Annotated in this window: 21 protein-coding genes and 1 pseudogene; 14 read left to right on the top strand and 8 right to left on the bottom strand. The window is 64.5% G+C overall.

The genetic code is table 11. The features are described 5' to 3' along the window. Positions 1 to 170 precede the first annotated feature (170 nt). Positions 171 to 1,409, top strand: a complete 1,239-nt coding sequence (locus J3489_RS03040; RefSeq protein WP_242539771.1) for a dienelactone hydrolase family protein — start codon at positions 171 to 173, stop codon at positions 1,407 to 1,409. 50 nt (positions 1,410 to 1,459) lie between these two features. Here J3489_RS03040 and J3489_RS03035 read toward each other — a convergent pair whose 3' ends face one another. Then, positions 1,460 to 2,350, bottom strand: a complete 891-nt coding sequence (locus J3489_RS03035; protein ID WP_206996167.1) for a LysR family transcriptional regulator — start codon at positions 2,348 to 2,350, stop codon at positions 1,460 to 1,462. 312 nt (positions 2,351 to 2,662) lie between these two features. Here J3489_RS03035 and J3489_RS03030 point away from each other — a divergent pair, with 312 nt between their 5' ends. Then, entirely contained in the window at positions 2,663 to 5,209 is a 2,547-nt protein-coding gene (locus J3489_RS03030; RefSeq protein ID WP_206996165.1) for a bifunctional acetate--CoA ligase family protein/GNAT family N-acetyltransferase, read from the top strand. A 75-nt stretch (positions 5,210 to 5,284) separates the two neighbouring features. On the opposite strand, the gene J3489_RS03025 is transcribed toward J3489_RS03030, so the two are convergent. Beyond that, a complete protein-coding gene (locus tag J3489_RS03025; RefSeq protein ID WP_206996163.1) occupies positions 5,285 to 5,830 on the bottom strand; it encodes a hypothetical protein in 546 nt (181 codons plus the stop codon). Between the two features lie 143 nt (positions 5,831 to 5,973). Here J3489_RS03025 and J3489_RS03020 point away from each other — a divergent pair, with 143 nt between their 5' ends. Both J3489_RS03020 and J3489_RS03015 read left to right on the top strand, forming a co-directional pair. Continuing rightward, positions 5,974 to 6,453 (top strand): hypothetical protein, encoded by a 480-nt coding sequence (locus tag J3489_RS03020; RefSeq protein ID WP_206996161.1) that lies wholly within the window; start codon positions 5,974 to 5,976, stop codon positions 6,451 to 6,453. 56 nt (positions 6,454 to 6,509) lie between these two features. Beyond that, positions 6,510 to 7,385: a hypothetical protein gene (locus tag J3489_RS03015; RefSeq protein WP_206996159.1), complete on the top strand. Its 876-nt coding sequence runs from the start codon at positions 6,510 to 6,512 to the stop codon at positions 7,383 to 7,385. Here the strand turns inward: J3489_RS03015 and J3489_RS03010 are convergent. Then, positions 7,365 to 8,368, bottom strand: a pseudogene (locus tag J3489_RS03010) (IS30 family transposase). The gene J3489_RS03015 and the pseudogene J3489_RS03010 overlap by 21 nt on opposite strands. A 45-nt stretch (positions 8,369 to 8,413) precedes the next feature. Beyond that, complete coding sequence (locus tag J3489_RS03005) at positions 8,414 to 8,758, bottom strand: hypothetical protein (protein WP_206996157.1); 345 nt, start codon at positions 8,756 to 8,758, stop codon at positions 8,414 to 8,416. Between the two features lie 287 nt (positions 8,759 to 9,045). On the opposite strand from J3489_RS03005, the gene J3489_RS37350 reads away from it, so the two are divergent. Then, positions 9,046 to 9,204 (top strand): IS4 family transposase, encoded by a 159-nt coding sequence (locus J3489_RS37350; RefSeq protein ID WP_374193423.1) that lies wholly within the window; start codon positions 9,046 to 9,048, stop codon positions 9,202 to 9,204. A 72-nt stretch (positions 9,205 to 9,276) separates the two neighbouring features. Here J3489_RS37350 and J3489_RS02995 read toward each other — a convergent pair whose 3' ends face one another. From J3489_RS02995 to J3489_RS02985, 3 genes are all read right to left on the bottom strand, one after another. Further along, positions 9,277 to 9,705 carry a UCP019853 family protein gene (locus tag J3489_RS02995; RefSeq protein WP_206996155.1) on the bottom strand — a complete coding sequence of 143 codons (429 nt, stop codon included), beginning with the start codon at positions 9,703 to 9,705 and terminating at the stop codon, positions 9,277 to 9,279. After that, a complete protein-coding gene (locus tag J3489_RS02990; RefSeq protein WP_206996153.1) occupies positions 9,651 to 10,886 on the bottom strand; it encodes a hypothetical protein in 1,236 nt (411 codons plus the stop codon). Before J3489_RS02990 ends, J3489_RS02995 begins: the two co-directional genes overlap by 55 nt. Positions 10,887 to 11,162: 276 nt before the next feature. Continuing rightward, positions 11,163 to 11,996: an IclR family transcriptional regulator gene (locus tag J3489_RS02985; RefSeq protein ID WP_206996151.1), complete on the bottom strand. Its 834-nt coding sequence runs from the start codon at positions 11,994 to 11,996 to the stop codon at positions 11,163 to 11,165. A 261-nt stretch (positions 11,997 to 12,257) separates the two neighbouring features. On the opposite strand from J3489_RS02985, the gene J3489_RS02980 reads away from it, so the two are divergent. From J3489_RS02980 to J3489_RS02940, 9 genes are all read left to right on the top strand, one after another. Next, on the top strand, positions 12,258 to 13,259 hold the full coding sequence (locus tag J3489_RS02980) for a sugar ABC transporter substrate-binding protein (protein WP_206996584.1): 1,002 nt from the start codon (positions 12,258 to 12,260) through the stop codon (positions 13,257 to 13,259). Next, positions 13,256 to 14,782 carry a sugar ABC transporter ATP-binding protein gene (locus tag J3489_RS02975; protein WP_206996583.1) on the top strand — a complete coding sequence of 509 codons (1,527 nt, stop codon included), beginning with the start codon at positions 13,256 to 13,258 and terminating at the stop codon, positions 14,780 to 14,782. The genes J3489_RS02980 and J3489_RS02975 overlap by 4 nt, the downstream gene beginning before the upstream one ends. Further along, entirely contained in the window at positions 14,779 to 15,813 is a 1,035-nt protein-coding gene (locus J3489_RS02970; protein WP_242539745.1) for an ABC transporter permease, read from the top strand. The genes J3489_RS02975 and J3489_RS02970 overlap by 4 nt, the downstream gene beginning before the upstream one ends. A gap of 124 nt (positions 15,814 to 15,937) precedes the next feature. Next, entirely contained in the window at positions 15,938 to 16,267 is a 330-nt protein-coding gene (locus J3489_RS02965; protein WP_242539744.1) for a UxaA family hydrolase, read from the top strand. 51 nt (positions 16,268 to 16,318) lie between these two features. After that, complete coding sequence (locus J3489_RS02960) at positions 16,319 to 17,698, top strand: UxaA family hydrolase (RefSeq protein WP_206996147.1); 1,380 nt, start codon at positions 16,319 to 16,321, stop codon at positions 17,696 to 17,698. Positions 17,699 to 17,715: 17 nt separating this feature from the next. Then, complete coding sequence (locus J3489_RS02955) at positions 17,716 to 18,756, top strand: aldo/keto reductase (protein WP_206996145.1); 1,041 nt, start codon at positions 17,716 to 17,718, stop codon at positions 18,754 to 18,756. Positions 18,757 to 18,783: 27 nt separating this feature from the next. Then, positions 18,784 to 19,614 (top strand): amidohydrolase family protein, encoded by an 831-nt coding sequence (locus tag J3489_RS02950; RefSeq protein WP_206996143.1) that lies wholly within the window; start codon positions 18,784 to 18,786, stop codon positions 19,612 to 19,614. Between the two features lie 113 nt (positions 19,615 to 19,727). Further along, positions 19,728 to 20,471 carry an SDR family oxidoreductase gene (locus J3489_RS02945; protein ID WP_206996142.1) on the top strand — a complete coding sequence of 248 codons (744 nt, stop codon included), beginning with the start codon at positions 19,728 to 19,730 and terminating at the stop codon, positions 20,469 to 20,471. A 124-nt stretch (positions 20,472 to 20,595) separates the two neighbouring features. Further along, positions 20,596 to 21,444 carry an ureidoglycolate lyase gene (locus J3489_RS02940; protein WP_206996140.1) on the top strand — a complete coding sequence of 283 codons (849 nt, stop codon included), beginning with the start codon at positions 20,596 to 20,598 and terminating at the stop codon, positions 21,442 to 21,444. A 9-nt stretch (positions 21,445 to 21,453) separates the two neighbouring features. Here the strand turns inward: J3489_RS02940 and J3489_RS02935 are convergent, their stop codons facing one another. Next, the gene (locus J3489_RS02935) at positions 21,454 to 21,921 is read right to left on the bottom strand and encodes a PaaI family thioesterase (protein WP_206996138.1); all 468 of its coding nucleotides are present in this window, start codon (positions 21,919 to 21,921) and stop codon (positions 21,454 to 21,456) included. Positions 21,922 to 22,064 lie beyond the last annotated feature (143 nt).

The raw sequence follows: 22,064 nt of genomic DNA, 5'->3' as shown, positions 1-22,064 counted from the left end.
GGCCTCGTGCTGGCGAGGCCCAGGGCCATGACGTGTATCTCGCGAGCGTCCTGACAAGCGAAGGGCCTGTCGTCATCGCGCGGCTCGACGGCGTCATCGCGGACGGCGCGGCCGTACAACTTGAAATCGACGACGCACATCGCATCGTCGCTCGCGCAATGGAGAGAATCATGAGCGGTGAATTCATCGACATCGAATCAGACGATGGGCAGCAGTTCTCAGCCTATCTTGCGACGCCGAAGCAAGGATCGGGACCGGGCCTCGTGCTCTTGCAGGAGATCTTCGGCATCAACGCATACATGAAGGCCATGGCCGATCGGTTTGCCGAAGAAGGCTATGTGGTGCTGGTGCCGGACCTGTTCTGGCGCATGAAACCGGGCGTCGACCTCGGCTATGGCGGCGACGATCTGGCCCAGGCGCTGAACTTCAACGAACGGCTGGACCTGGGACTGGCGGTGCGGGACATTGCGTCCACGGTCAAAGCATTGCGCGGCAATCCCCGGCATGCCGGCAAAGTCGGCGCCGTCGGCTATTGCCTGGGGGGCAAGCTGGCGATGCTGGCGGCGGCTCGAACGGATTTGGATTGCGCCGTGAGTTACTACGGCGTTGGACTCGATGCTTTCCTCGACGAGGTGCCGTCGATCCGATGCCCGATGGCCTTCCACTTCGCCGGCAACGACAGGCTGTGCCCACAGCCGATACGCGAGAAGATTCAGTCGGCGCTGTCCGCCAATTCCGCGATTGAACAATACGTCTACCCCGACTGCGAGCACGCGTTCGCCACGCCTGAGCGCGCACATTTCGACAAGCCCGCCGCGACGATGGCTTATTCGCGCACGATTGCGCTTCTGCGCAAGGTTCTGGGGCCCGTATTCGACCTGAACAGCCTGTGGGAGCGGCACTGCTACTACGAGTTCGCCACGCGCGACGTGGACGCGGTTTTGCCGACGATGGTGGCCGAGCCGTATGTGAACCACGTGCCGACCATGACGGGCGGCGTCGGCCACGACGAGCTCAAGCGCTTCTATAAGTATCACTTTGTGAACGCCAACCCCGCCGATACGCGGCTCATTCCCGTGTCCCGGACGATCGGCGCAGACCGGATCGTCGATGAGTTCGTGTTCTGTGCCACCCATGATCGGGAAATCGACTGGTTGCTGCCGGGCCTCGAGCCTACGGGGAAGTACTTCGAAATCCCGATGCTCGCTGTCGTGTGTTTTCGCGGCGACAAGTTGTACAACGAGCACATCTACTGGGATCAAGCATCGGTGCTGGTGCAGATCGGGGTTCTCGATCCCACGGGCCTGCCGGTGGCGGGAGTTGAAACCGCCAAAAAAATGGTGGATGAGAGATTGCCGAGCAACGCACTGATGCGCAATTGGGCATCCAGCGAAAGCAAGCCGATCTGAAGCGCCTTCGGACGAATGGTCCTCGCCCGGTGCGCGGCGCCAGGGCCTGCCTAGCGCGTGCCGCCGCCTTCGTCGGACATTTTCAGTACCTCCTCCCGCATCCAGCTCGCGAACGCCTGCACGTGCTCCAGCGCCGCATGGTTCGCGCCGATATCGAGCCAATAGCCATACGGTCCCATGACTTCGACATCCGAGATACGGATCAGCGACCCGTCCGCCAGCTCCTCGGCGATCATGTTGCGATCGACGACAGCCAGTCCGACGCCCTTGCGCGCCGCATGAATCGCCTGCTCCAGATTTGAAAACTCGATTCCGTTCTCCGCGTGGCGCGCGGGCAGTTGCGCCTTCGCGAGCCAGTTCGGCCAGAGTTCGAGCCGCGTGTCGTTGTAGAGCACGTGGAGCGCCGGCACGCGTTCGAGCAAGGTTTCGAGCGCTTCGCTGGCGAGTTTGGGCGCGCAGACCAGCGTGTGCCGCTCGATCATCAGCAATTCCGATGGCCCCTCGGGCAGCGCTTCGCGGCCGAAGCGGATGTTGCAGTGGCAATCGTCGCTGGGCCCCGTGCGCACCGACAGTTCCACGTCCGGCAGCTCGACCGCCAGCGACCCGAGACGCGGCGAAAGCCACTGCGTCGCGAACGTCGGCGGCACCGACAGCACGAGCCGCTTGCGTCCCGTGATCGACGCGAGCTGCCGCGTGCCGCGCTCGATCGTGTCGAACGCGTCGGAGACGCACGGCAGCAACTGGGCGCCCGCGGGCGTGAGGCGGATGCCCTTGTGATCGCGCTCGAACAGCTTGGCGCCGAGCGAGTCCTCGAGAATCTTGATCTGGCGGCTTACGGCGCCTTGCGTGACGCACAGCGCGGCGGCAGCGCGATTGAAGCTCATGTGCCGGGCCGTCTCTTCGAAAAAGCGCAACGCGATCAGCGATGGCAAGCGCCGCATGGTCTATGTCCTTCCGTCGTACTTGTTATTGCGCCTTCGGCGCGCGGAGTCGTTCATCGAAAAACCGGTGGGTCGCCGCTGCCGGGCGCACCGGCGCCGCTTGCCGCGAGCGCCGGTTTGTAGAGTTTGCGATTATGCCCATATTTGGCCGCGGCGCCGAGTCGCGCGGAGGCCCTGAACGCGCCGTGGGGCGGGCAAAACGCGTCGCGCGAGCCGGCGCTTTCGCCTATCCTAGCGATGTTTCGGGTCCGCCCGCGGCGCCTCGCACGGCCCGGCGCCAATCCCAGCTTTGCATGGTCGACAGGAGCATCCATGACCGTTCGCAATCTCGACGCGTTGTTTCGGCCGGAATCGGTCGCCGTGATCGGCGCTTCGTTGCGGCCGCGCAGCGTCGGCGCGATGGTTTGGGCGCGCGTGCTCGAAGGCGGTTTCGCGGGGCCCGTCTGGCCGGTCAATCCGAAATACGCCGAGCTGAGCGGATTCGTCGCGTTCGGCGACGTCCGCGATCTGCCCGAAGCGCCGACCGTCGCGCTGATCTGCACGCCGCCCGCCACCTGGCCCGCCATCGTCCGCAAACTCGGCAAGCTCGGCACGCGCGCGGCGATCATCCTCGGCGAGGCCAGGCGCAGCGACGAATGCACCGCGCTCGCCCAAGCGCTCGCGGCGGCGCGGCCGTATTTGCTGCGCATCGTCGGACCGGGCAGCGTCGGCGTCATCACGCCGGCGCTCAGCGCGCGCTTCAGCGCGTCGCCGTTTCCGGTGAAGGAGGGCGGCGTCGCCTGGGTCTCGCAGTCGAATGCGATCACGAACGCCGTGCTCGGTTGGGCGCACGCGCGCGGGCTCGGTTTCTCGCACGCGATCGCGCTCGGCGACGAAGCGGACGTCGACGCGGGCGACGCGCTCGACTATCTCGCCAGCGACCCGAACACGCACGCGATCCTGCTCGAACTCGAGACCGTGCGCGCGGCGCGCAAATTCATGTCGGCGGCGCGGGCGGCGGCGCGCAACAAACCGGTGCTCGCGCTGCGCTCGGGGCGCGCGGATCCCGACGACGCGCTCTACAGCTCCGCGTTCCAGCGTGCCGGCGTGGTGCGCGTCCATTCGCTCGACGATTTGCTCGACGAAATCGAAACGCTCGGCGTGGGCCGCGTCGCGGCAAGCTCGACGGCCACGCTGATCACGAGCGACCGCGGGGTGGCGACGCTCGCCGCCGACGCGTTCGCGGCCGCCGGCGACGCGCTCGCGCAATGGCCGGGAGACGCCGCGCGCGCGGTGGCCGAAGCGCTGCCGCATTTGAGCGCGTCTCGCGACGCGCGTCCCGGGTTGCCCGGCACGCCGCCGGGCGGCGCTTCGCTGGGCGGCAACCCGCTGCTGCTCGGCGATGACGCGCGGCCCGAGCATTTCGCGCGCGCGCTCGAAGCGCTGGCGCCGCATCGCGACACCGGCACGGCGTTCGTCGTGCATGCGCCGACGCACAGCGCGCCCGTTGCCGAAGTCGCGCGCGTGCTGATCGAGAGCCAGAAGTTCGCATATCGCGGGCTGCTGGCGTGCTTCTTTGGCGGCGTGGACAACGCGACGCGCGACGCGTTGCATGCGCACGGCATTCCCGTTCATACGACGCCGCAGCGGCTGGCGCGCGCGTTCGCGCGTCTCGTCGACTACCGGCTCGTGCGCGAGCTGCTGATGCAGACGCCGGAGGGCTTGCCCGCGCAGGTGCCCGAGGCGATCGACTGCGCGCACGCGCAGGCCAAGCGCGCGGTGGCCGCGGGGCAGACGGAGCTGTCGGGCGAAGCGGCGGCGCGCATCTTCGAATGCTTCGGGCTGACGGTGCTGCGCGAGCACGCTTTGGACACGGCTAGCGTGCATGCGTACCGAGGCGGCGTCACCGAAGGCGGCATCGTCCAAACGCGCGATGCAGGCGATTGCCCCGATCCCGCAGCCGCCGCCGCCGCCGCCGCCGCCGACGACGACGACGCAAAAATCGTCGACCTCGCCGTCGAACTGCGCGACGACGCGAACTTCGGCCCCGTGTTCCGCTATACCGCGCCGTCCGCCGACGGCGTGTCGGCGCCGGTGTGCTTCTACAGCCTGCCGCCGCTGAATCCGATTTTGTCGCGCGAAGTCATCTCGCGTTCGCCGTATGCGCGCGCCGTGTCGTCGATCGAGCCGGTGCTTGCCGCGTTGACGGCGTTGTCGCAAGCGGTCTGCGACGTGAAGGAGATGGCCGGCTTGACGGTCACGCTGCGCGTGACGCGTACGCGCGCCATGCTCGTCGCGCCGCGCGTGACGGTGGCCGCGACGCGCAGCCGGCTCGCGATCGTCCCGTATCCGCGCCGGCTCGAAGAGACGATCGACTGGCGCGGCGCGCGCCTGACGATCCGCCCGATCCGCCCCGAAGACGAGACGGCGCACAACGCGTTCATCAAATCGATGACGTCCGACGATTTGCGTTTGCGTTTTTTCGGCGCGGTGCGCCGGTTCGATCATTCGCAGCTCGCGCGCATGACGCAGATCGATTACGACCGCGAGATGGCGCTGATCGCGACGGCCCGCGATGAGAACGGGATGGAATTGACGCTCGGCGTCGTGCGCGCGATCACGGACCCGGACAACGAGGCGGCCGAATTCGCGCTCGCCATTCGCTCGGACCAGAAGGGCAAGGGGTTGGGGCGACTCTTGATGACGAAGATCATCGAATACGTGCGCTCGCGCGGCACGAGATGGATCGTCGGGGAAGTGCTCGCCGAGAATGCGGCGATGATCGGGCTTGCCAAGGCGATGGGGTTCGCGGTGTCGCGAACCGACGATCCTGGCGTGGTGGGGGTGCGTCTTGCGCTGGGGGAGCGCGCTTCGGCATGACGGCGGCAGTTGCGCTTGGCTTGAGCGCGCGCAACCGCCGGCCGTCTTCAGTGCAATCGAATTGCGGCGGGCGGCTTACGCCGCGAGCTTGGCCGCAGCCTCGTCGACCTGCGCGCGCGACACCGACAACTCTTCGAGCCACGCATCCGCGTAGACGGCGCCCGTTTCGCGCTCCAGGCGCGCGATCGTCGCGGCGTTGCGATTGGCGTCCTTCGGCGTCGCGATGAAGCCCTTCACGGATTGGCCTGCCTTGAAGGCGTCGAAGAGCGGCACGCGGATGTCGTCGGGGAGCGCGCGCGACGTCCATTGGTACGGCTTGCCGTTGAACGTCAGCGACGGCGGCAGCACACGCTCTTTCTTTGCTGCGGGAATCAGGCCGAACGTGCGCGCGGCGTCGCCGATCTGCTCGGCCGAGAAAAGCTCTTCGGGCGAGATGTCGAACTGGCTGATGTAGGTTTCGATGGCCTGCATCGCGGCCGCGCGGTCGTCACGCGTTTTCTGTGCGCGCGCGACGATGTCGCGCAACTCGTCGGCCTCTTCGGTCGTGATCGTGAAGCTCGCCTGTTTCTGCTGGAGTTCGGAAAAGCGCTGGAATTCGGAATCGGTCAGAAGTTTCGCCATTGCGTGTACTGGGGCATCCGCCGCGTGGGGCGCGGCGGATGCGGGTTTTGAGAGGGGCGCTATTCTAACCTAGGTGGCCGGGTGATCGGGGTTTAACACGTATTCGGCCGGCTTTCGAGGGTCAATAATTGGTTTGTTTGGTCATGACGCCAATTCGAATCAACTTCTTGCGTCCGTTCTGCTTTGCCGTATTCTGCTTCGCCTTGTTCACGTCTTTCGTTCGCGCCGACACCCTCACCGATGAAGGCACCGCAGCCGGACTCCAATGCGACGGCAGCGCGGTCAACGACAGCGGGATCGTCGCGGGCAGCTGCCTGAGCACAGCCGGGGTGCAAACGGCTTTCGTCGCGAACGCGCCCGGTACTGAAACCGTCTTGCCGCCGCTGGTCGCCGGACGAGATTGCGCGCCGCTCGCCATCACCAACGCCGGGCTCGTGATCGGCTCGTGCGAGGACGCGAGCGGGCGCAATCAGACCGTCACCTGGCAAGCGAATCAACCTTCCGCGGCCCCCCTCGTGCTGAATTCGTCGGGCGGGGTCGCCACCGTCGTGCTCGGTGGCAACCATCAGGGCGCGCCGCGGTTGGGGCCAGCATCAGCGGCTCAGAGATCGCCACGCCCGTGATGTGGGCGGCCGGACAGGCCAATCCAACGACGCTGCCAGGGCCGGGACTGCTGGGCTTGGGCAATACCAATTGCATCGCGCTCGATGCCGCGCCCGGCAACGCAACCACGCCCGCGATCCTCGGCGTGTGCCCAGACGGCGCCGGACACCCGACTCCCGTCGTCTGGACGCCAACCGGGTTGTTGGGCGCGTATGTGGCATCGGTGCCCGGCCCCCCAGCTAACAGCGTGTCCTGCGCGGCGAGCCAGATCAATGCCACCGGGCAGATTCTCGGCACCTGTGATTTTGGTTCGGGGATCGGCACTAAGACCGTGCGCTGGCCCAGTGCGAACGGCGCGGCGGTCGTCCTGTCAAGTGTGGCGGGGAGCCCCCGCAGTGTCGGTGTTGAGATGAATGCGTCCGGCGCCATCGTCGGCCAGTATCTGAGTGCAGGCGACGTGTCGCTGCCGTTCTATTGGAACCCGGATGCGAACGTCGTGCAGGCGATTCCTGCGTTGGCCAGCGGGGCGGCCGCGGCGGTCTCGGGCATCAGCGATACCGGGGTCGTGATGGGCGACAGCGAAATCGATGCGGGAACGTCTCATGCGTTCAAATGGACAGCGGCAAGTGGCGTAACGGACCTCGGAACGCTGGCGGGAGGAAATAACAGTTCTGTCTCGATGACGTCAAACAACGGCTGCTTTGCGACGGGCAACAGCGAAGTTGCCGGGCATGCCAATCATGCGTTCGCCGATTCGCTTTGCGTCCCCAGTTCAGCTGAGCGCGCGATCTCCACGCTTGCCTCCCTACAATTCCCAGGTATTGGGGCGAAGTATTTCAATTACATCAATGGATACATCGAACACGTTCTTGCGCTAGTGAAATGCCCTAAAAGAAACGATCCGGTGTGCGAGACGGGGCGGTCTCTAAAATCAAGTGCAACGTTTAGCTAAATCGGCTTTTTCCAGTTCCTTCGCCATCGCTTCTTCAGGGGTGTCCCAGCCGAGCGTCTGGCGGGTCGACCGTTGAGCAAATTCGCGATGTAGTTGAGTTGGGTCTGGCTGAGTGTCGAAAGGTCCATACCCTTCGGTAGGAGTTGGCGTAGCAAGCCGTTGGTGTTCTCGTTGCTGCCGCGCTGCCAAGGTGCGTGCGGATCAGCAAACCAGATATCAAGGTTCAGGCGCTCGGCGAGTTCGACATGACAAGTCATTTCCGTGCCGCGGTCGTACGTCAGGCTTTGACGCAAAAAGGCCGGGAGAGCCTTCATCTGCCGAGTGAAACCTTCAAGGGCATCCTTGGCCGTGCAACCGTCCATTCGGCACAGCACCAGATAACGCGTCTTGCGCTCCACGAGATTGAACGCCCCCTTGATCAGGTCGCCTTCCCAGTGGCCTGGCCACCGCCGCAACGCAATCTCCTCAGGGCGATGGACGATGCGCAATTGCTCGGGCACAAAGCCCGTCTGCGCAAGACTGGTGCGCCGACGTCCACGCGTGGGCTTTTCCTGGCGCAAGGCATCGATCATCGACTGCTTCAGCCCGCCACGCGGATGAGCATAGATCGCAGCGTATATCGTCTCGTGGCAGACGCGTTGGTCAGTGTCTTCAGGATGCATGCTGCGCAGTCTGGCAGCAATCTGCTGGGGCGACCAGCGCCAATAGATCAGATGGTCGTGAACATGTTGATACAACGCAGTGCCGGCAACCACTTTGCGCCGACGCACGCAACGCCGACGGCGAATTCGGTAAGACGCCCCCGCGTCTCTCGCATGGTAGCTCGACACCGCCGCTTCCCGGTTGCGCGCCACTTCCCGCGAGACCGTCGACGCGCTACGCCTAAGCAATCGCGCTATCGTCCGTATGCCGCTGCCCTTGCCGTGTTCGATCATGATGACCGCGCGTTCCTCCGCGCTCAGATGCTTGTAATTCTTCTTCATCGCAACACCCTACCTCATTTGGGGTGTTGCACTTGAAACTAGAGACTAAGCCCTTTCCTCCTCTTCAAGAAAGAGGCTTTGCAAATCTCCACTTAGCTTCTGCTGGGAGTCACATACCAACTCGAACTCTGCGGCAACGCCGGGAAACGTATTCACTACGTCGACAATGCCTAAAACATTCGACACCGTATCGACCGAAATTTGACGAATAATTTCGAAGAATATCGATTTCTGATCCGGCGAAAAGCTGTCGAACAATGTCTGCGCACGCTTCCAGTACGGGTCTGATGCGTCTCCCACTGACGTGCTTGCGAACAAATCGCGATATGCCGCAACGTTCTCGTCAACGACGTCGGCTTTGAGATGGGCCACAAATTCTTTCGGCGTCACATTTACCTCCTTCACTTCGAAAAAGCATCAGGGTAGACGTCTTTGTTCACTCGAATCAGTTCCTGTAATTTCTGGTTCGGATCTCGCCATACGGGCCGACAGCATAACTTCCCAATTGCGCCGGTCGTACGCTTGCAAGCGACGCGGTTCGTCCAGCGCCCGGAGCCCACAACGCATCCAACGGCCCAGCCACGTCAGCCACCGCCGTGGCATACGCGGCATTACCCGTTGCCTGCAGCGCCGCGTTCGCCATCAGCCCACCCAGCGGCTGCGTACCTTGCGTCTCCTTGAACCGCAAGAACGCGCGCCTGGGCGGATTCCTCGCTCGCAAAGGCGACGGCGAACTCGGCGCGCAAACCATCTGGAAGGGGCTCACGAAAGTTCATATCGCCGCAGAAACAATGCGTTTGTTACGCGAAGACGGTGGCAACGACACTTGTGTATAACGAGATGCCCTAAAACACCGAAGGCCGTACGATCGGCCTTCGGTGCTATCACAACTTTCCGACTGGCTCGCTCTATTGAAAATCGACATCTAGCCGCTCGATTTTCCATGTAATCATCTTTCCATCCAAATATCCGAATTCACTATTGAGCATATCGTCCTCGAAGGAAACAACGCCTGCATCCACCTTGCCGGCGCTTAATTTCCCCGACACGAGATAAGAAAACGAATCCCCGATTCGTTCGACGGCCGGCGTTGATAAAGCCGAAATTTCCTTCACCTCGTATTCACCGAAGACCATGGGCATCAGTTCAATCGGGCGCACTGTTCCAATTGCATCCATGGCAGGAGGCATATTTGAGAAACATACCATCTCGAAGCCATTTACTTGCAACGTCACTTCGCCTTCTATTTCCTGGTTGATATCTTTAACAAGAGCAGAATAAATCATTGCATTGGCCTGATAACTTTGTCGGCTGGATTGCCATTCAACATCTTCCAAAAGCTCTTTCCACTTTCGGTGTGGATCGTAGTAATAGCACCTTCTGCGTTTGTCCCTACAAAACCAAATTTTGCGATACCGTCCGATCGGTTGCCCATGAATCGGACGTACCCTGTACGCATCTCGCCGGCAGGTCTGTAGAAGTATTCGACAGCGACCCCTTTCTCCATGATGTCGCGTCCTATCTGCAAATACTCTGAAGCTGATGGGGCACCGAATTCCGCGCCGTGCTTCTCGAAATGCGTCATAAGTTTCGCTTCGCTCGCAAAGCTAGCGGAGCGCTCGAACGTGGCATTCATGCCAGCCACCGGGACCATTTTCGCCGCCGCAGACCTCACCGCACCACTCACCCCTGTCAGCGCCAGGGCGGCGTCACCAATCGACTGCAACCCCTTCGCCGCAGCGGCTGAATAGTTCCCAGCCGCGACATTCGCCAGCGCAGCATCCATGCTTGTCGCTCCGGCCATGTCACGCGCAAACTGCTTCAGGCTCTGCGCCGCATCGCCTGCTACTTTACCCGCGTAGGCGGCGCTCTGACTCGGATCGAGCACGCCGGCATAGCCGCCAGTGGCGCCACGCTTGAATGCATCGAGTGGCGTTTCGCCCGCTCCAGTCCCCGCCACCAATACCCCCGGCAACGGCTCACCGAACTGCGCACGAAACGGCTCACCCGCCAGCGGCGTGCTTGCCGCTCCCGCTTTCATCCTGCGTTGCCGAGACACCTGCTCCAAGCGTGACAGCAATGCACTGCCGTTTTCCGCGTAGCGCGCTTTCGGACGAAGCTGCCAGCACCCACCCTCGGGCAACTGGAGATCCTCCGCCCACTCGACCATCCGCTCTTCCCACCACCCGAGCACGGCCCAGTACCCACGGTCTATCTGGCGTTTGAGCGCTTCCAGCTGATTCCGCAATATGGCCTCGTCGTACACCGGCGCACGACGCCAGGATGAATCGAAGGTGTCGTCCAGGAATTCGGCAAGCTGGTATCCATTGACGTGGTTCGGATCAAAGTCGACGAGGTTTCTGTGCATCAACGCCAAGCTCGCCTTGATCTCGATCGCGCTCCACGCAAAAACCGGAAGAAGAACCCAGGATGCGTCGTCCAACTCGACCTCGCGCATGCGGATCAATTCTGGCTGTGAGCCGAACGTGCGGGTGTGCAGCCTCTTCGTCGCACTCATCGGGCACCACCCAGGCGCGCCAGGTGCCTTACCACATGTCGACGTCGCCCTCCACTCGTTAGCCGCATCGCGGGCCCATCGTCCGTACGTCGTCGTGCGCAACTCGACATCTGCATCGTTTCTCTCCTGTGTTTGTTTTTTGGAGAACGAAACGTAATCGAGTGGTAACGCAGCGCGATATAGGAATAGTCCGAAATAAGACGTTTATGCTTTTTGGCTGATTCGCTTGAATATCGCGCACACATTGGCACTGTATGGTTCACCACGATTAACCGCCTACTCCCGCCCCTCCCGAAACACCGAAACCGCCTGCACCGTCTCCCCCAACATCGCCGTCACCGCCTCGATCGACGGCGCGACATACTCATCGATCCGCCGCAAATACGGACACGTCAGCGCCGCGAGCGCATGCCCCGATGGCCCGAGAATCGGAAACGTCACATCCGTTACGCCGAATATCTGCTGACTGTCTTTTTGCGAATGCCCATCGGCGCGAACGCGTTCGCAAACCTGCTCGAGCTCGTCGACATCGATCGTCACCTCGCCCTTCACCTTCGTATGCTCGGCGAGCATATGCGCGCGGTGTTCACGCGTCTGAAACGCGAGCATCACGCGCCCCGACCCGGTATCGATCAACCCCACCCGCGACCCGAGCCGCACCGACATCCCCCACGTCCCAGGCCCATCCACCTGCGCGATCACGAGCAGATTGCCGCGATCGTAGACCGCCAGGTGACACGACTGCTCCGCCGCATCCGCAAACCGCTGCATCAGCGGCAACGCTTCCGCGATCAGCCGGTGGGTCGGCGGATGCCGATGCGCGAGCGCAAACAGCTTCAAGCTCAGCGAATAGCGATCCCCCGCCGCCGAGCGCACCACATATTGCCGGGCGACGAGCCGCTCGAGCATCCGATACATCTCGCTCGCATTTCGCCCGAGCCGCTTCGTGATCTCGGCGCGCGTCAGCCCCTCTTTCTGCTCGGCGAGCAGTTCGAGGATGTCGAGCCCCTTGTCGAGCGCGGGGGCGCGGTAGCGGTCGGCGTCGTCTTTTTCTTCCTGTTCTTTGGTGACCGGTTCCATGGTGATCGGGCTCCCTTGCGAAGTTTGCATTTTGCTTTTCCGTAGCGGGCGCAGACGAGTGTAGGGCCTGCGTTGCTCCAAGCCGCTAGGGAAAACACGGACCGCTTTGTGCAGTCCACATCCTTGACTTCAAAAAGTTCGTATATGAATAATACGTTCACTGATGAATGAGATCGCGGTCGAGAAGAAAAAGCGCAGGACAGTCCTTCCAGGCAGTTCAACAACGCAATCAGGAGACAACGCATGACGTTCATCCAAGGGCCGCGCGAGGCCCGTCGCTTCATTCGGCGCATGCTCGCGCTAAGTGCCGGCGCCGCCTGCGTGGCGGCCCTTGCCTTGAACGGGCCGGCGCGTGCCGCCGAAACCGGCAAGGTCGGCCTGGGCCTGCCGCTTCTGACCTCGCCGTTCTGGCAGTCGTACGACAACTATCTGACGCAGTACGCGAAGCAGATGGGCATCGCCGTCCTCGCGCCCGTCAATTCGAACGGCGACCCTGTGCAGCAGATCACCGACATGAACAACCTGCTGAATCTCGGCGCGAAGGGGATCGTCGTCGGGCCGCTCGATTCGGCGGCGATCAGCCGCGCGCTCGATGCCGCGGCGGCGAAGAACGTGCCGGTGGTGGCCGTCGACGTTGCGCCGACGCAAGGCAAGGTCGCGATGGTCGTGCGCGCCGACAACCGCGCCTACGGCGAGCAGGCGTGCAAGTACATCGGCGAGCACGTGAAGGCGGGCAAGGTCGTGCAGATCATGGGCGACCTCGCATCGGTGAACGGCCGCGACCGCTCGGAAGCGTTCCGCGAGTGCCTCAAGCACTACCCGAGCCTGTCGCTGCTCGAAATCCCGGCGAGCTGGAAGGGCGACGTGGCCGCGACCGCGCTCGACAGCCTGCTCACCGCGAACCCCGGCGTGAAGGCGATCTACATGCAGGCGGGGGGCGTGTACCTCTCGCCGACGCTGCAGACGCTGCGCCGCAAGCAGCTGCTGTTTCCGGCGGGCGATCCGAAGCACATCGTGATCGTCAGCAACGACGGCATACCGCAGGAATACGAAGCGATCCGCAAGGGCGAGATCGACGCGACCGTTTCGCAGCCCGCCGACCTCTACGCGAAGTATGGTCTCTACTACATCAAGGCGACGCTCGACGGCAAGACGTTCAAGCCGGGCCCGACCGATCACGGCAGCAACATCGTCCAGTTGCAGCCGGGCGTTCTCGAAGATCAATTGCCCGCGCCGCTCGTCACGAAGGCGAACGTCGACGACAAGAACCTGTGGGGCAACACGATCAAATGAGCGTGCCGACGACACCAGCGGAGCACGCGCTTCCCCCGGTCGTCGAAGCGCTCAATGTCACGAAGCGCTTCGGCTCGACGGCCGCGCTGCAGGACGTGAGCCTGCGGGTGAGGGCGGGCGAGTCGCATGCGCTCGTCGGGCGCAACGGGGCGGGCAAGTCGACGCTGGTGTCGATCCTCACCGGCCTTCGCAAGCCCGATGCCGGCGAGGTGCGCTTCGGCGGCGTCGCCGCGCCGCCGATTGCCGATCGCGACGCGTGGCGCGAGCGCGTCGCGTGCGTCTATCAGCATTCGACGATCATCCGCGACCTGAGCGTCGCGGAGAATCTGTTCGTCAACCGGCAGCCGGCGCGGCGCGGGATCATCGATTGGCACGCGATGCGCCGCGCTGCGCGCGCGCTGCTCGACCACTGGAAGATCGACGTGCGCGAGGACGCACGTGCGGGCGATCTGACGGTGGAGGCGCGGCAGCTCGTCGAGATCGCGCGGGCACTGTCGTACGGCGCGCGTTTCATCATCCTCGACGAGCCGACCGCCCAGCTCGACGGCGACGAAATCAAGCGGCTCTTCAAGCGCATTCGCGAGCTGCAGGCCGAAGGCGTGACGTTTCTTTTCATCTCGCACCATCTGCAAGAGGTCTACGACATCTGCCAGGCGGTGACGGTGCTGCGCGATGCGCGGCATATCGTCAGCGCGCCGGTCAGCGCGATGCCGCGCGACCGGCTGATCGAAGCGATGACGGGCGAGCGTGGCGGTCTTGCCGTCGCCGATGCGGCGTCGCGCGAGGCGCTGGCCGCCGGCGCGCCGGTCGCGCTGGAGGTCGCGCAGCTTAGCGGCCACGACTATGAGGACGTGTCGTTCGCCGTCAAGCGCGGCGAAGTGGTCGGCCTCACGGGCGCGACGAGCAGCGGGCGCACGAGCGTCGCCGAAGCGATCGCGGGCTTGCGTGCGCAGCAGCGCGGCGAGATCCGCGTCGACGGCGTCGCGCTGCCGCCCGGCGACGTACCCGCGGCCCTCGCGCGCGGCGTCGGCTGCGTGCCGAAGGATCGCCATCACGAAGGGCTCGTGTTGACGCAATCGGTCGCGGAGAACGCATCGATGACGATCGCGCGTCTCATGGGCAAGTTCGGTCTCGTGCCGCCCGCGAAGAAGAACGCGTTCGGCCGCTCGGCGATCGAGGCGCTCGGCATCGTCGCGCAAGGGCCCGGGCATGTCGTGTCGGGCCTCTCGGGCGGCAATCAGCAGAAGGTCGTGATGGCGCGCGCACTCGCGACCGATCCGAACGTGCTCGTCCTGATCGACCCGACTGCCGGCGTCGACGTCAAATCGAAGGAAGCGCTGCTGTCGGTCGTCGATCGCGTGCGCGACGAGGGCAAGGCAGTGCTCGTCGTGTCCGGCGAGCTCGACGATCTGCGCACCTGCGACCGTGTCCTCGTGATGTTCCGCGGCCGCGTCGCAGCGGTTTTCCCCGCGGGTTGGCAAGACAACGACCTGATCGCATCCGTCGAAGGAGTCAGTGAATGAACTACCCCCACGCTCACATTCGTTCGCTGCCCCCCGACGGGACCGATGCCGCGCTCGGCCGCCGGCCGCGCATCGAGATTGCGCGCCTGCGCGATCTCGCGCTGGTGCCGGCGCTCGTGCTTTTGATCGTGATCGGCGCGTTCGTGAGCCCGAGCTTTCTGACGAAGGCGAATCTGATCAGCGTGCTCGGCGCATCGGCGGCGCTCGCGCTCGTCGTGCTCGCCGAATCGCTGATCGTGCTCACGGGCAAGTTCGATTTGTCGCTCGAATCGACCGTCGGCATCGCGCCAGCGATCGGCGCGATGCTCGTGATGCCCGCAACGTCCGCGGGCTTCGGCTGGGAGTGGCCGACGTTTGCCGGATTGCTCGCGATTCTCGCAGTCGGCGCGCTGATCGGCTTCATCAACGGGTTTCTGGTCGTGCGGCTGCAGCTCAACGCGTTCATCGTCACGCTCGCGATGCTGATCGTGCTGCGCGGAATGCTGGTGGGCGCAACCAAGGGCGGCACGCTGTTCGACATGCCGTCCGCGTTCTTCTCGCTCGCGACGACCATCGTGCTCGGCTTGCCGGTATCGGTTTGGCTCGCGGCGGCGGCGTTCGCGATCGCGGCGTTCATGCTGCGCTATCACCGGCTCGGCCGCGCGCTGTACGCGATCGGCGGCAACCCGCAGGCCGCGCGCGCGGCGGGCATTCGCGTCGAGCGCATCACGTGGGGCGTGTTCGTGCTCGGCAGTGTGCTCGCCGCGCTCGGCGGGCTGATCGTGACGGGCTATGTCGGCGCGATCAACGCGAACCAGGGCAACGGGATGATCTTCACGGTGTTCGCCGCGGCGGTGATCGGCGGCATTTCGCTCGACGGCGGCAAGGGCACGATGCTCGGTGCGCTGACGGGCGTGCTGCTGCTCGGCATCGTGCAGAACCTCTTGACGCTCGCACAAGTGCCGTCGTTCTGGATTCAGGCGATCTACGGCGCGATCATCCTCGGCTCGCTGATGGTGGCGCGCATCGCGGGCGGCGCAGGGCAGAACTAGAACTGGAGGTTTAATGAACCACCCCCACGCTCACTATCGTTCGCTGCCTCCCGAGGGGGCCGATGCCTCCCTTGGGGGCGGCCCGGCGCCCCGAAGGAAGTCCCCTTGGGGGACGGGAGGCATCTTGAGCAGTGAACGTCAACACCATACCGATGCGCGGCTGATCCTGCTGAATCCGGGCGACAACTGCCTGATCGCGGCCGCGCGGCTCGAGGCGGGCGAGACGGTCGAAATCGAAGGCGAGCGCGTGACGCTCGCGACGACGATCGAGCTCGGCCACAAGGTCGCGCGCCATCCGATCGAGAAGGACGCCAAGGTGCTGCGCTACGGCGCGGTGATCGGTCACGTGACGGTGCGCGTCGAACGCGGCGAGCACCTGCACACCCACAACGTCGAAAGCGACTACCTGCCGACTTATACGCACGACGCGGGCCACGCGTTCGTGCCTCGCTGAAAGCCCCGCAATCACGCGGCCGCTGGTGCTGTCGCTGTTTCAGGAAAGATCATGACTGCTTCTACTCACGCTGCTTCGAACGGCAACTCGGCGCAGGCAACGGTGCCGGCGCAACCGGTGCTGCGCGGCTACTTGCGCAGCGACGGCCGCAAGGGCATTCGCAACGTGGTCGCGGTGGCGTATCTCGTCGAATGCGCGCATCACGTCGCGCGCGAGATCGTCGCCGAGTTTCGCGAGCCGCTCGATGCGTTCGACGATCCGTTGGCGCCCGGTGCGCAACGCGAGCCGCCCCGGTATCGACCGCCGCGGCGTGGGCCGCCCGTCCATCTGATCGGCTTTCCCGGCTGCTATCCGAACGAGTACGCGGAAAAGATGATGCAGCAGTTGACGACGCATCCGAACGTCGGCGCGGTGCTGTTCGTGTCGCTCGGCTGCGAGAGCATGAACAAGCACTATCTGGCCGACGTCGTGCGCGCGAGCGGGCGGCCGGTCGAGGTGCTGACGATTCAGGAAAAGGGCGGCACGCGCAGCACGATTCAATACGGCGTCGATTGGGTGCGCAAGGCGCGCATGCAGCTCGCCGCGCAGGAAAAGGTGCCGATGGCGCTCGGCGAGCTGGTGATCGGCACGATCTGCGGCGGCTCGGACGGCACGAGCGGCATCACCGCGAACCCGGCCGTGGGCCGCGCATTCGATCATCTGATCGACGCGGGCGCGACCTGCATCTTCGAGGAAACGGGGGAACTGGTCGGTTGCGAATACCACATGAAAAGCCGCGCGGCGCGGCCGGAGTTGGGCGATGCGATCGTGCAGTGCGTGGGCAAGGCGGCGCGCTACTACTCGATCCTCGGCCATGGCAGCTTCGCGGTCGGCAACGCGGACGGCGGGCTCACGACGCAAGAAGAGAAGTCGCTCGGCGCGTATGCGAAGAGCGGCGCGTCGCCGATCGTCGGCATCGTGAAGCCCGGCGACGTGCCGCCGACGGGCGGCCTCTATCTGCTCGACGTCGTCCCCGACGGCGAGCCGCGCTTCGGCTTTCCGAACATCAGCGACAACGCCGAGATCGGCGAGCTGATCGCGTGCGGCGCGCATCTGATTCTGTTCACGACGGGGCGCGGCTCGGTGGTGGGCTCGGCGATCTCGCCGGTCATCAAGGTGTGCGCGAATCCGGCGACGTACCGCAACTTGCCGGGCGACATGGATGTCGACGCCGGCCGCATTCTCGAAGGCCGCGCGACGCTCGACGAAGTCGGCCGCGAAGTGTTCGACCAGACGCTGGCGGTCGCGGCGGGCGGCGCGTCGAAATCGGAGGCGCTCGGCCACCAGGAATTCATCCTCACGTACAAGTCGTTCGAACCGGTCGGGCCGGCATGTCTGCCTTCGAGCGCCGTGCCGCACGCGCATCGCGTCGTGGAGATAACATCGCATTGAATACGGAGACACTGGCCATGACGGATGCCGTTCAATCGAAGGTGACGCAGCGCCGCCGGATCGGCTCGCGCGATCTCGAAGTCACGGGGCTTTCGCTCGGCACCGCGCCGCTTGGCGGGCTGTATCGCGATTTGTCAGACGAAGACGCGCACGCGACGATCGACGCCGCCTGGCGCGCGGGCATGCGCTATTTCGATACCGCGCCGCACTACGGCAACACGCTCGCCGAGCACCGGCTCGGCACGGCGCTGCGCCGTTATCCGCGTGACGAATACGTGCTGTCGACGAAAGCCGGCCGGCGTTTCGTGCCGCGCAAGACGCCCTTCGACAACACCGAAGGCTGGCAAAACCCGTTGCCGTTCGAGGCGATCTACGACTACACGCACGACGGCATCCTGCGTTCGTTCGAAGACAGCCAGCAGCGGCTCGGCATCGTCGAAATCGACATCCTGCTCGTCCACGATATCGGCCGCGTGACCCATGGCGAGAACGACGCGCACTATTGGAGCCAATTGACGCAAGGCGGCGGATTTCGCGCGCTCGGCGAGTTGCGCGCTTCGGGCGCCGTGAAGGCGGTCGGGCTCGGCGTGAACGAAGGCGCTGCGATTCTCGAAGCGATGGACGCGTTCGACATCGACTGCGCGTTGCTCGCGGGACGCTACACGCTGCTCGAACAAACGACGCTGGCCGATCTTCTGCCCGCCTGCGAAAAACGCGGCGTGAGCATCCTGCTGGGCGGCGCGTTCAATTCGGGCATCCTCGCGCGCGGCGTCGAAGGGGATCTCAAGTTCAATTACGGCGCGGCGCCGCCCGAGGTGATCGAGCGCGTCGCGCGCATCGAGCGGGTATGCAAGGCCCATGAAGTGCCGATCGCGGCGGCGGCATTGCAGTTTCCTTACGCGCATTCTGCGGTCGCGACCGTGCTGACCGGCGCGCGCAGCGCAGACGAATTGCGCGAGAACGTCGCGTCGTTCGAGCGGCCGATTCCGGCTGAGCTGTGGTCCGCGTTGCGCGACGAAGGATTGCTCGACACTGCCGCGCCGGTGCCCCGCTCATAAACCTGCCACGTCAATCGGCGACTCACGATGCGTATCGACGCCCACCAGCACTACTGGAATCCGCGGCGCGGCGACTATGGATGGCTCACGCCGCGTCTCGGCACGCTCTACCGCGAGTTCGGTCCCGCCGACCTCGCGCCGTGGCTCGCACGCGCGGGCATCGATCGCACCGTGGCCGTGCAGGCCGCGCCTACGGTGGCCGAAACGCACTATCTGCTCGATATCGCGCGTAACGAGGCGTCGGTCGCGGGCGTCGTCGGCTGGGTGCCGCTGGCCGAGCCGGACGCGCCGTCGTTGATCGCCGAACTCGCCCGCGAGCCCAAATTCAAGGGCGTGCGGCCGATGCTGCAAGACCTGCCCGACGACAACTGGATCGCGAACCCCGCGCTTGCGCCCGCCATCGAGGCGCTCGTTGCCCACGGCCTCGCTTTCGACGCGCTCGTCTTCGCGCGTCACGCCGACGCCCTGCACACGTTTGCGACGCGCTTTCCGGCGCTGCGCATCGTCGTCGATCACGGCGCGAAGCCGCCGATCCGCGACGGCGCGGCGGGCTGGCGGCCGTGGGCGGACGGCATCGCGCGCCTCGCCGCGCTGCCGAACGTGCACTGCAAGCTCTCCGGCCTGGCGACCGAAGCCGCGCCGGGCTGGACCGAGGCGACGCTCACGCGCTACGTGGCCCACCTCGTCGCCGAATTCGGCCCGGCCCGCCTGATGTGGGGCAGCGACTGGCCGGTGCTCAACCTGAACGGCGACTATCTGCTTTGGCACGCGTGTGCGAACGCGCTCGTCGCCGATTTGTCCGACGCGGAGCGCGACGCGATTTTCGGGGCCAACGCGAGCGCGTTTTACCGCCTGTAAGCTGCGCAATCCGTATTGCGCAATAGGCGGGTGTCCACTATGTATTGCGCGTTCGTTGAGCGCGTACTGCAATATTCGTTATGTCTCAGACACCATTTCATCGGGAGCCGCAGATGGTACAAAGACTGGCCGGGAAGACGGCCTTGATCACCGCCGCCGGACAAGGGATCGGCCTGGCGACCGCCGAAGCCTTTGCGCGCGAGGGTGCGCGCGTGATCGCGACCGATATCCGCATCGACGGCCTCGCCGGCCGCACGTTCGAAGTCCGCAAGCTCGACGTGCGCGACGGCGCGGCGATCAAGGCGCTCGCCGCCGAAGTCGGCGCGATCGATGTGCTGTTCAACTGCGCGGGCTTTGTGCACGCGGGCTCGATTCTGGAGGCGAGCGAGGAGGATTGGGACTTCGCGTTCGATCTGAACGTGAAGGCGATGTTCAGGATGATCCGCGCGTTCCTGCCGGCGATGCTGGAAAAGGGCGGCGGCTCGATCATCAACATTTCGTCGGCGGCGTCGAGCATCAAGGGCGTGCCGAACCGCTGCGTGTACGGCGCGTCGAAGGCGGCGGTAATCGGCTTGACGAAGGCGGTCGCGGCGGACTTCATCACGCGCGGCATCCGCTGCAATGCGATTTGCCCGGGCACGGTCGAATCGCCCTCGCTCGAGGAGCGCATCGCCGCGCAGGCAAAGGTGCAAGGCGCGACGATCGAAACGGTGCGCGCCGCGTTCGTCGCGCGTCAGCCGATGGGGCGCGTGGGAAAGGCGGAAGAGATTGCCGCTTTGGCGTTATATTTGGCAGCCGACGAGTCGGCGTTCACCACGGGGCACGCGCACGTGATCGACGGCGGCTGGTCGAACTGATGAATCACTCGAGGGGCGTCACCGGTCGAACGCAAGCGGGCCGTATGCGCGAACGTTCGATAGGAGAATCGAATGAATCGGTTCGTTTTTACATCAACTGAACGAGACGTGAGGAAGTGCAACGATGAAACTGCTTCGTTATGGGCCGAAGGGCCAGGAAAAGCCGGGTTTGCTCGACGCTGACGGCAAGATTCGCGACTTGTCGGGTGTCGTGCGCGATATCGCCGGCGAGGTGCTGACCGATGCCGGTCTCGCCAAGCTGCGCGGCGCCGATCCGAAATCGCTTCCGCTCGTCGCCGGCAATCCGCGTATCGGCCCATGCGTGGGCAACGTCGGCAAGCTGGTTTGCATCGGCCTCAATTATGCGGACCACGCGGCGGAATCGAATCTGCCGGTGCCCGCCGAGCCCGTCGTCTTCAACAAGTGGACGAGCGCGATCATCGGCCCGAACGACGACGTCGAAATTCCGCGCGGCTCGAAGAAGACCGATTGGGAAGTCGAGTTGGGCGTCGTGATCGGCAAGCCCTGCAAGTATGTCGACGAAGCGCGCGCGCTCGATTACGTGGCGGGTTACTGCGTCGTCAACGATGTGTCCGAGCGCGAATGGCAGACCGAGCGCGGCGGCCAGTGGGACAAGGGCAAGGGCTTCGATACGTTCGGCCCGATCGGTCCGTGGCTCGTGACGCGCGACGAAGTTGCCGATCCGCAGCAGCTCGACCTGTGGCTCGAAGTGGACGGCCATCGCTACCAGAACGGCAACACGCGCACGATGGTGTTCGGCGTCGCGAAGCTGGTGTCGTATCTGTCGCAATGCATGAGCCTGCAGCCGGGCGACGTGATTTCGACCGGCACGCCGCCGGGTGTCGGCATGGGCGTGAAGCCGAATCCGGTGTTCCTGAAGCCGGGGCAGACGATGCGCCTCGGCATTCAAGGGCTCGGCGAGCAGCAACAAAGAACTTACGCAGCGGAATAACCGCGCGTGTCATGGATGCGCCGCCTCGCGCGAGGCGGCGCCTTCCCCTCCGTCTCCCCCATCTCCTCCATCGCCCACGCGATTGATCGTGCCTTGCGCGATCGCGATGAGTCTTTCCTTATCGCCGTCGATCACGAACACGCTGCATTGGCAGGTCGCATGCCCGCGCCCCGCGTAGACGAGTTCCGCGCGCGCGACCAGCGTGCCGTTCACGGCCGGCCTCAGGTAATTGATCTTGTATTCGACGGTGACGACCCGTGGGCCCAGCGCCAGCGCCCCCGCGAACGTGAGCGCATTGTCGGCGAGATAGCTGATCACGCCGCCGTGCACGAAACCGTACTGCTGGCGCAGCTCGTCGCGAATCGGCAGGCACAGCGTCAGGTCGCGCGTGCCGATCTGCATCAGTTCGGTGCCGAGCAGCATGCTGAACGGCTGGGCGTGCAGCGCGCCGCGCGCGAGATCCACCAGATCGGTCATCCTTGGTTCCCCCGGTTATGGTTGGCTTCACTCTAGGAAGCGCCAGTGTGCCGAGTCAAGGCAATTCGATGCCATTCACCGGAATTGTTGTGCAAATTGATAGGAATGCGCCGTAAGCATCCCTTCCTTCCGCAGTTTGCGCA

Origin of the sequence: Trinickia mobilis (assembly GCF_017315705.1) — a bacterium.
Taxonomy (GTDB): Bacteria; Pseudomonadota; Gammaproteobacteria; order Burkholderiales; family Burkholderiaceae; genus Trinickia_A; species Trinickia_A mobilis.
The sequence above is the reverse complement of the archived record's forward strand: the minus strand, read 5'-3'. Positions and strand labels throughout refer to the sequence as shown.

What these genes read in the sequence shown, in the direction of transcription:
- J3489_RS02960 (WP_206996147.1), top strand. Translation starts at nt 16,319, where the DNA reads ATGACTGCTTCTACTCACGCTGCTTCGAACGGCAACTCGGCGCAGGCA.
- J3489_RS03020 (WP_206996161.1), top strand. Translation starts at nt 5,974, where the DNA reads ATGACGCCAATTCGAATCAACTTCTTGCGTCCGTTCTGCTTTGCCGTA.
- J3489_RS02945 (WP_206996142.1), top strand. Translation starts at nt 19,728, where the DNA reads ATGGTACAAAGACTGGCCGGGAAGACGGCCTTGATCACCGCCGCCGGA.
- J3489_RS03035 (WP_206996167.1), bottom strand. Translation starts at nt 2,350, where the DNA reads ATGCGGCGCTTGCCATCGCTGATCGCGTTGCGCTTTTTCGAAGAGACG.
- J3489_RS02980 (WP_206996584.1), top strand. Translation starts at nt 12,258, where the DNA reads ATGCTCGCGCTAAGTGCCGGCGCCGCCTGCGTGGCGGCCCTTGCCTTG.
- J3489_RS02955 (WP_206996145.1), top strand. Translation starts at nt 17,716, where the DNA reads ATGACGGATGCCGTTCAATCGAAGGTGACGCAGCGCCGCCGGATCGGC.
- J3489_RS02985 (WP_206996151.1), bottom strand. Translation starts at nt 11,996, where the DNA reads ATGCAAACTTCGCAAGGGAGCCCGATCACCATGGAACCGGTCACCAAA.
- J3489_RS02950 (WP_206996143.1), top strand. Translation starts at nt 18,784, where the DNA reads ATGCGTATCGACGCCCACCAGCACTACTGGAATCCGCGGCGCGGCGAC.
- J3489_RS02970 (WP_242539745.1), top strand. Translation starts at nt 14,779, where the DNA reads ATGAACTACCCCCACGCTCACATTCGTTCGCTGCCCCCCGACGGGACC.
- J3489_RS03025 (WP_206996163.1), bottom strand. Translation starts at nt 5,830, where the DNA reads ATGGCGAAACTTCTGACCGATTCCGAATTCCAGCGCTTTTCCGAACTC.
- J3489_RS03040 (WP_242539771.1), top strand. Translation starts at nt 171, where the DNA reads ATGAGCGGTGAATTCATCGACATCGAATCAGACGATGGGCAGCAGTTC.
- J3489_RS03030 (WP_206996165.1), top strand. Translation starts at nt 2,663, where the DNA reads ATGACCGTTCGCAATCTCGACGCGTTGTTTCGGCCGGAATCGGTCGCC.
- J3489_RS02975 (WP_206996583.1), top strand. Translation starts at nt 13,256, where the DNA reads ATGAGCGTGCCGACGACACCAGCGGAGCACGCGCTTCCCCCGGTCGTC.
- J3489_RS02940 (WP_206996140.1), top strand. Translation starts at nt 20,596, where the DNA reads ATGAAACTGCTTCGTTATGGGCCGAAGGGCCAGGAAAAGCCGGGTTTG.
- J3489_RS02935 (WP_206996138.1), bottom strand. Translation starts at nt 21,921, where the DNA reads ATGACCGATCTGGTGGATCTCGCGCGCGGCGCGCTGCACGCCCAGCCG.
- J3489_RS02990 (WP_206996153.1), bottom strand. Translation starts at nt 10,886, where the DNA reads ATGAGTGCGACGAAGAGGCTGCACACCCGCACGTTCGGCTCACAGCCA.